The sequence below is a fragment of the Micromonospora sp. H61 genome, from assembly GCF_018070325.1.
GTDB classification, from domain to species: domain Bacteria; phylum Actinomycetota; class Actinomycetes; order Mycobacteriales; family Micromonosporaceae; genus Micromonospora; species Micromonospora salmantinae.
In genome coordinates, this window is the sequence record NZ_JAGPXY010000078.1 from 22,987 (window position 1) to 29,906 (window position 6,920).

Annotated in this window: 9 protein-coding genes; 2 read left to right on the top strand and 7 right to left on the bottom strand. The window is 72.4% G+C overall.

Annotated features, from left to right (window positions below):
* Nucleotides 1–115 precede the first annotated feature (115 nt).
* The 5 genes from KBX08_RS27800 to KBX08_RS27820 all read right to left on the bottom strand — a co-directional run bounded on the left by KBX08_RS27800 (nucleotide 116) and on the right by KBX08_RS27820 (nucleotide 4,014).
* Nucleotides 116–913 (bottom strand): isocitrate lyase/phosphoenolpyruvate mutase family protein, encoded by a 798-nt coding sequence (locus KBX08_RS27800; RefSeq protein WP_210786281.1) that lies wholly within the window; start codon nucleotides 911–913, stop codon nucleotides 116–118.
* Nucleotides 910–1,944 carry a cytochrome P450 gene (locus tag KBX08_RS27805; RefSeq protein WP_307850668.1) on the bottom strand — a complete coding sequence of 345 codons (1,035 nt, stop codon included), beginning with the start codon at nucleotides 1,942–1,944 and terminating at the stop codon, nucleotides 910–912. Before KBX08_RS27805 ends, KBX08_RS27800 begins: the two co-directional genes overlap by 4 nt.
* 192 nt (nucleotides 1,945–2,136) lie before the next feature.
* Nucleotides 2,137–2,880: a helix-turn-helix transcriptional regulator gene (locus KBX08_RS27810; RefSeq protein WP_210786283.1), complete on the bottom strand. Its 744-nt coding sequence runs from the start codon at nucleotides 2,878–2,880 to the stop codon at nucleotides 2,137–2,139.
* A gap of 72 nt (nucleotides 2,881–2,952) precedes the next feature.
* A complete protein-coding gene (locus KBX08_RS27815) occupies nucleotides 2,953–3,255 on the bottom strand; it encodes a hypothetical protein (protein ID WP_210786284.1) in 303 nt (100 codons plus the stop codon).
* 24 nt (nucleotides 3,256–3,279) lie between these two features.
* Nucleotides 3,280–4,014: an SDR family oxidoreductase gene (locus KBX08_RS27820; RefSeq protein ID WP_238688891.1), complete on the bottom strand. Its 735-nt coding sequence runs from the start codon at nucleotides 4,012–4,014 to the stop codon at nucleotides 3,280–3,282.
* A gap of 274 nt (nucleotides 4,015–4,288) precedes the next feature.
* On the opposite strand from KBX08_RS27820, the gene KBX08_RS27825 reads away from it, so the two are divergent.
* Complete coding sequence (locus KBX08_RS27825; protein WP_210786286.1) at nucleotides 4,289–5,125, top strand: helix-turn-helix domain-containing protein; 837 nt, start codon at nucleotides 4,289–4,291, stop codon at nucleotides 5,123–5,125.
* A 148-nt stretch (nucleotides 5,126–5,273) separates the two neighbouring features.
* Nucleotides 5,274–5,915 (top strand): hypothetical protein, encoded by a 642-nt coding sequence (locus KBX08_RS27830; protein ID WP_210786287.1) that lies wholly within the window; start codon nucleotides 5,274–5,276, stop codon nucleotides 5,913–5,915.
* 24 nt (nucleotides 5,916–5,939) lie between these two features.
* On the opposite strand, the gene KBX08_RS27835 is transcribed toward KBX08_RS27830, so the two are convergent.
* Entirely contained in the window at nucleotides 5,940–6,458 is a 519-nt protein-coding gene (locus KBX08_RS27835; protein ID WP_210786288.1) for a 2'-5' RNA ligase family protein, read from the bottom strand.
* 50 nt (nucleotides 6,459–6,508) lie between these two features.
* Nucleotides 6,509–6,920 (bottom strand): response regulator transcription factor (locus KBX08_RS27840; RefSeq protein WP_210786289.1); only part of this gene is annotated, 412 nt, incomplete at its 5' end.

Sequence of the window (6,920 nt, forward strand, 5' to 3'; positions counted from 1 at the left end):
CTCTCTCCGGTCACGGCACTGGGTGGTTCGCCCTGAAACACACCGTAATCATCGGGACCGGAACGGACCGAACATTCCTCCTATCTCCCCCCTAACGGAGCGCCGGCAGCCACCGTCAGTCGCCGTCCGTCAGCACCAGGGCCTGCACCTCGGCGTACGACGGCAGTCCCCCCGGCATGGTGGACCCGCCGTCGCGGACGGCGTCGGCGGCGGCGAGCGCGGCGCCCAGCGCGGCCCGGAACAGCAGCGAGCCGGTGCTGACCCGGGCCGCCCCGGCCCCGCCCAACTCAGCCAGCCCTGGGCCGCCCGGCTGGTACAGCGCGTTCACCGGAGCGTCGATCCGCTCGGTGAGGATGCGCAGGGTGGCCAGGTCGACGGTCCCGGGCACGAAGATCCCGTCGGCACCGGCCAGCCGGTAGGCGCGAGCGCGAGCGAGGGTCTGCGGCAGTGGGTCGTCCACCCCGAGCCACCAGGTGTCGGTGCGGGCGTTGACGAACAGCTCCGGCACCGCCGCCTTCACTGCCACAATCTTGGCAGCGGCGACCTCGGTGTCGGCGAGGGTGCCGTCGGCACGCCCGTCCTCCAGGTTGATCCCGACCACGCCGGCCCCGGCCAACTCCGCCACGTACTCGGCGACCTCGACCGGGTCGTCGCTGAACCCGGCCTCCACGTCCACGCTGAGCAGCACCGGCAGCCCAGCCAGCCGGCGGGCCAGGGCGAGGGTCTCCGTTGCGGTTGCCGCGGTCCCGTCGGGCAGGCCGGCGGTCGCGGCGACCCCGAGGCTGGTGGTGCCGATGGCCGGATGTCCACGCGCGGCGAGCGCCGCCGCCGAGGCGTGGTCCCACGCGTTGGGCAACAGCAGGGGGCGGCCGGCGCGGTGCAGGGCGTGGAACGCCGCACGACGTTCGATCATCGGACGCTCACCTCCAGAGTTGTCGGCACCCGCAGGGTCGGGTGCGGCTCGTGGCGCACCGGGGTCGGAGCACGCCGGCAGCGTTCCCGCAGCACGTCGAGCACCCCGCTGGCCAGCGCCAGGGCGTGCCGGTCGCCGGGGCAACCCCGCTCCCCCGTCCCGAAGGTCAACAGCCCGGCACCGGGCCGACCGGGCTGGAACGTCGCGGGCTCGGTGAACGCCTGCGGGTCACGGTTGGCCGCGTCGAAGCGCAGCAGCACGGGGCTTCCGGGCGGCAGATCCCGCCCGCCCAGCCGTACCTCGTCGACGGTGACCCGTCGGGTGGCCCGGACCGGCGGGTCGAGGCGCAGCACCTCGGCCAGCAGGTCGGCGGTCGGTACCGTGGCCGCCGCTCGCGGGCCGGCCGGGGGCAGCAGGTGATGGGCGGCGGCGCCGATCAGGCCCGCCGTCGCGTCGCACGCCTGGACCAGCAGACCGATCAGGTTCGCCAGTACCTCCGGCGGACCCTGCGGCGCGAGTGCCAGCAGCGTCGTCACCGCCCGGTCGGCCCGCGAGGTCGAGGCCGGGTCCACCCCCGGGTGGTACGCCGCCGCGACGACAGCGACCGCCGTCCCGGCGGCTGCCGGATCAGCGAAACCGAGGCGATCGGCCAACGCCCGCAGCGGCACCGGCCGGGCCAGTTCCCGCATCACGTCGACGCGGTCGCCGGCGCGGTCGAGAACGGCCACTGTCAGCCGCGCCGCGTCCTGTCGCAGGTCGTCCGGGGCCAGCGCGGCCAGCGCGCTCACTGCGACCGCCCGACGGTCGGCGTGCTGTCGTGGTGAACTGAACCGGCTGACCGTGGCGCGCAGCCAGGCGAGGGTGCCGGGCGGACCGGTGTCGACGGCCGGCACCTGGAATGCCCTGTCGGTCAGCGCCGCGCGTACGTCGGCGTGCCGGGTCACCCACCAACCGCGTTCCGGTTCGAACGAGGACGGCCCACACGCCGGTGTTCCCGGGGCGGGCGCAATGTGCGGCCAGTTGTCAGTCACCGCCCGACCGTAGGGCGCGAACCGTTCGCCCCGCACCGAACGATCCCGCCCCGCCCCGCGCTGACCCTGCTCCGCGATCTTGCATTTTCTGTCCCGACGCAAGGGGCATATCCACGCATCTCAGCAACGGAAAGTGCAAGATCGGCGTGGTCCTCTTGCTCGACCGCCACTGGCGACGGCTGCCGCTGCGCGTCAGGCTCGGCCGCTGGTGGGTGCCGGGAAAGAAGCGGGGGCGAGGGTGTCGTCGGGGACGTCCAGGGTCTCGGCGAGGGCGACGCGGCCGGTGGGGGTGAGACGAATGGCGCGGCCGGTGCCCTGGCTGATCCAGCCCAGATCGGTGAAGCGGCGGCAGAGCGCCGCGCCGAGTGCTCCGGCCAGGTGCGGGCGGCGCTCGGTCCAATCCAGGCAGTCGCGGACCACCGGGCGTCGACCGGTGCGCAGCAGATGCACCGGTACGCCCAGTTCGGTCGCCCACGCCCATCCTTCGGAGGTCAACGCCAACCCGCTGGACTGGTCCAGCCGTCCGCCGGCCAGCAGCGCGTCGTACATCAGCACGCCGAGCCGCCCCGCCAGGTGGTCGTAGCAGGTCCGGGCGTACGCCAGGGCGGCGGTGGAGGTCGCCGCCCGCAGCGACCCGGTCGGTGCGGGCGTCGTTGGGGCGTGGCCGGCCAGGTCCTCGATCAGCTGGGCCACCGACGGCCCGGCCAGCCGCAGGTAACGGTGCCGGCCCTGCCGTTCCTCGACGAGCAGCCCACCGCGGACGAGTCGGTTGAGGTGGTCGCTGGCCGTCGACGGGGCGACACCGGCGCGCCGGGCCAGCTCGCCGGCGGTCCACGCCCGCCCGTCGAGCAGCGCGACACAGATGCTGGCCCGGGTGCCGTCGGCCAGCAGAGCGGCCACCTCGGCCATCCCCCGCCCCTCGGCACCTGCGGTCATCGCCTCATCATGCCCGGCGATGGCGGCGCATCAGCGGTGCGGGTGCCTGGCTCGAACCGACGGCCGCCACGATCAGGTGACCTCGTGCAACACCGGGACGATCCGGAAGTCGACGGTGGCGTGGTCGATGGTCGCGTGCACCGGCGAGTCGGCCATTTCGGTCATGATCCCTGACGCGCTGCGCCGGCCGTCCGCCACCGAGTCCCAGGCGACGATGTCGGTGATCGTGCCATCATCGGTCGCGGTGATGCGGCGCCAGCGGAAGCCCGGCTGGCGTCGTAGGTAGTCGTCGATGTCTTTGTTGGACTTGACGAAGTCGGCGCCGGTGAGGCCGGGGACGAGCCGGAATGTCGTCATCTCGAGCGCTTCACTCATGATCTTTCTCCTCCTCGTGCGTGTTCAGCCTTGCGCGGTGGACCGCATGATGATCTCGTTGACGTCGACTGTGTCGGGCTGCGCGATTGCGTGGGCGATGGCGTCGGCCACCGCCGAGGCTGGCATGCCGAGTTCCTCGGTCGCTGCCCGAGCGGCAGCCTGGATCTGCGGGTCACCGCCGCGCTGGGTGAGTTCGGAGTGGGTGTACCCCGGGCTGACCAGGGTCACCCGGACGTCCCGGTTCTCCTGACGCAGGCCTTCGGTGAGCGCCCGGATGGCGTACTTGGTGGCGCAGTACACCGACGCCGTCGGGTCGACACGGTAGGCAGCGGAGGAACCGACGTTGATGATGTGGCCCTTGCCGCGGGCCCGCATGAGCGGCAGGGCCGCCGCGACGCCGTGCAGCGTGCCGCGTAGGTTCACGTCGATCATCTGGTCCCACTCGTCAGTCCGCAGGGAGTCGAGCGTGGACAGGGCCATCACCCCGGCGTTGTTGATCAAAACGTCGATGCGCCCGTGCCGGTCATGCACGCCCTCGACGAAGCCGAGCACGCTGTTCCTGCTGGTCACGTCGAGTTCCTGGTAGTCGGCCGTGCCGCCGTCATGGCGCAGTTCATCGACGAGCGCGGCGAGCCGCTCGACCCGTCGCGCGCCAAGCACGACGTGGTGGCCGTCGGCGGCCAACCTGCGGGCGGTCGCCGCACCGATGCCGCTGCTCGCGCCGGTGATAAGAATGATCTTTGAGGATGGGCTGGTCACTGCTGCTCCTGGTCTCGGTTGGTGCCTGCGTCGAGGCAGCGCGTGTCCAACCATCCTGCGGCGGCCGGGAGCCGGGAAGGGCGGCCTTTCCTAGGTGCACCGCACCCTGGAACGCCGCCCTGGACCTGCACGGCTCCGTCCGCCCCGGCCATCACACCGACCCAGCCCGGTTTCGACGTCGCTGTCCGGTTCCGCTGGCGAACGGCTGCCGGCGATGCCCGCCGTCGCGGTAGCGGCCGTCGAGGGCGGGGACCGGAGCTTTAGGCTGGTGGACATGGTCGCCACCAGCAACGGGCTCGGCGACTACCTCCGAGCCCAGCGTGCCCGTGTCGACCCCAGGGACGTTGGACTGCGCGGGGGCGGCGACCGCCGGGTGTCCGGGTTGCGCCGTGAGGAGATCGCGGTGCTGGCCGGCGTGAGCGTCGACTACTACGCCCGCCTCGAACAGGGCCGGGAGCGCAACCCTTCGGCGCAGGTGCTCGACGCGATCGGACGGGCCCTGCGCCTCGACCTGGATGCGCGCGGCCACCTCTTCCGGCTCGCCGGGCTGAACCCCAGCCTGGGTCCGACGAGCTTTCGAGATTCGGTTCACCCCGAGTTGCTGCGGCTGTTGGACGCGTTCCCCACCTCCGCCGCCTACGTGCTCAACCCCGCGTTCGACGTGCTGGCCACGAACAATGTGGCGGCGGCACTGCTGTCACCCTTCGTGGGCACTGTCAACATGGTCCGGGTGCTGTTCCAACATCCGCAGGCGCGCACCGTCTTTCCGGACTGGCCAACTCTTACCGAGAACGTCGTACACGCTCTGCGGCTCAATGCCGGCCTCTTTCCAAACGACCCGGAGATCCAGTCGCTGGTGGCCGACCTGGGGCGGGGCTCGCCAGAGTTCCGGACCCTCTGGGCGAACCAGAGCGTGCGCGGTCTTACCAGGATGTTCAAGGTGGTGCAGCACCCGGCCGCCGGACGGATCGAGTTGACCTACCAGACGTTCGACGTCCGTGATGCGCCCGGACAGCAGCTCCTGGTCGGCATGCCGGAGCCGGGGAGCCGCAGCGCCGAGGCCCTCGCCGCACTGGCCACCACGTACAGCCTGCCTGACAGGCGTCGGTGAGGCGCTTGCCTACTGCCCTACTCTGAAGGAGCCGCGGCGCCACTTCGGCAAGTCGGGGCCTTAGCGCCTGCATCGCCGGGCGGATAGAAGTAACCGGATGATCTGGACGAAGTTCAGAAGCGACCGCACCCCTCGCCGACTCCGTGCCGTGTCCGAACTGCGGTTTCCTGCCAGCGGGCGTCAACATCTCAGGAATCGGTATCCCCATCTCAGCGACGACGACCTCGTTCTCGTCGAAACCGCGACCCGGCAGTGGTTCCGGATCATCGCCCGCCAGCCCGGCGCGAAGCTGTCGATGCCGTCGGTGGTCGTGGACGATCTGTGGCAGGAGATGACCCTGCACGCGCGGGACTACGCCACCTTCTGCGACGCCGCGTTCGGGCGCTCTACGCACCACCGACCGACGTCCGCGACGAGCAGCGACAGGACCGACGCCAATCGCGGGCCTCTCCTGCTCGCCACGCTCGGCCATGGCCGGCGTGACGAGGGGTGTGGCCCGACCGGCCTTCCCCTGTTGTTCCGGGTGGACCAGGAACTGCACATCCACGATGGCAACCGCTACCTGGCCGACTGCGGAGGCCGTGGCGAGTGCTTCCCGGTCTCGGGCCGGGTCTGCCTGCAACACCTCGCCGGGCCGGGCAGGCGGCCCAAGCCACCCGGCATTCGCGGCGACCTGCCCTTCCTCGACGGCCGCCACGGCTACGCCGGCGGTGCGGGCGGTGGCGGCGGCGGCGAGTTCAGTGGCGGGGGCGACGGCGGAGGCGGCGACGGCGGTGGGGGCAGCAACTGAGGCTCCGGACGACGCGTGACGACCTCAGCCGCGGCCGGTCAACGGGCTCACCGTCCGGTCCGTGCCGTCGTAGCTGCGGGCGGCGTCGAAGTCACCCGTCGGACGCTGCCCCCCGGCGACGGCACGAGCCATCCGCAGGTCCGCGTTGCGGAACCGCAGGGCCAGGCTCAGGTGCGGCACCCATGCGTCGGGCGCATGCCACGGGCGGTGTCCGTCGGCCTCGGCGAGAACGTCCCAGACGGCGGCGTGCAGCGCGGTCAGCGCCGGAGTGGGTCGGACGAGCCAGACCAGTGGGGCGCTGCCGTCGAGGACGACGACCCGGTCGAGCGTCACCGGCACCGGCAGCGCGGCGTCGAACAGTGCGGCGAGGCGGTGCTCGACCCCCGGCGGGAACTCGTCGACGGCGGCGAGGGTGAGGTGCGGCCGGTTGGTCGGGTGGATGTTGCGGGCCAGGCTGGGCAACCCGGCGGCGGCCAGCCGACCCCAGACCGCCCGGACCGCGACCTCCAGGCCGGGCGAGCAGACCAGTTCCACCGTACGCACGCGCCCACGCTAGCCGGCGACCCCTCCTGCTCGGCGGACGCCGACCGAATTCAGAGCCAGCCGTTGTCCCGGGCGGTGCGGACGGCCTCGGCCCGGTCGGCGGCGCCGAGCTTCTGCACGGCGGCGGAGAGGTGGTTGCGCACGGTTCCGGTGGACAGGTGCACCCGACGGGCGATCACCGCGACCGGGGCACCGACCTCCGCCAGCCGCAGCGTCTCCAGTTCCCGAGGGGTCAGCGGGCACGGGGGCAGGGTCAACGCGTCGGCGGCCAGCGAGGGGTCGACGTAGCGCCCTCCGGCGTGCACCCGGCGGATCACGTCGGCGAGCGCCCCACCCGGCGAGCCCTTGGGCAGGAACCCTCGGGCGCCGGCGGTCAACGCCTGGCGCAGGTGCCCGGGACGACCGTGCCCGGTCAGCACGACCACCGCGCCGTCGGGTCGGACCCGGGTCAGCTCGGCGGCC

What these genes read in the sequence shown, in the direction of transcription:
- KBX08_RS27815 (WP_210786284.1), bottom strand. Translation starts at nt 3,255, where the DNA reads ATGAGTGAAGCGCTCGAGATGACGACATTCCGGCTCGTCCCCGGCCTC.
- KBX08_RS27810 (WP_210786283.1), bottom strand. Translation starts at nt 2,880, where the DNA reads ATGACCGCAGGTGCCGAGGGGCGGGGGATGGCCGAGGTGGCCGCTCTG.
- KBX08_RS27825 (WP_210786286.1), top strand. Translation starts at nt 4,289, where the DNA reads ATGGTCGCCACCAGCAACGGGCTCGGCGACTACCTCCGAGCCCAGCGT.
- KBX08_RS27800 (WP_210786281.1), bottom strand. Translation starts at nt 913, where the DNA reads ATGATCGAACGTCGTGCGGCGTTCCACGCCCTGCACCGCGCCGGCCGC.